Consider the following 357-nt stretch of genomic DNA (forward strand, 5'->3'; position numbering starts at 1 on the left):
GCTACGTACTCGCGGTAACCCTTCCAATACGCGGTGATATTGCCTGCGTTGCCCACCGGAAGCGCGTGGATATTACGAGCGTCACCAAGAACGTCAACGACCTCAAAGGCGTCAGTTTTCTGTCCCTCGATGCGGTACGGATTGATCGAGTTCACCAAGTAGACCGGGAAATTCTCGGCCAGCTCGCGGGCAATACGCAGGCAATCGTCGAAGTTGCCGAGAACCTGGATGATTCGACCGCCATGGACAACAGCCTGGGCGAGTTTGCCAGCTGCAATCTTGCCCTGGGGAAGGAGCACGACCGGAGTCATGCCGGCTCGGGAGGCGTAAGCCGATGCCGAGGCAGAGGTATTACCG

The 357-nt window shown here is 58.3% G+C and carries 1 protein-coding gene; it reads right to left on the reverse strand.

Annotation, left to right across the window (positions count from 1 at the left end):
- Nucleotides 1-311 (reverse strand): pyridoxal-phosphate dependent enzyme (locus tag ASV53_RS26690; protein WP_275657135.1); only part of this gene is annotated, 311 nt, incomplete at its 3' end.
- Between the last annotated feature and the right edge of the window lie 46 nt (nt 312-357).

It is taken from the genome of Photobacterium sanguinicancri, from assembly GCF_002265265.1.
GTDB classification, from domain to species: Bacteria; Pseudomonadota; Gammaproteobacteria; order Enterobacterales; family Vibrionaceae; genus Photobacterium; species Photobacterium sanguinicancri.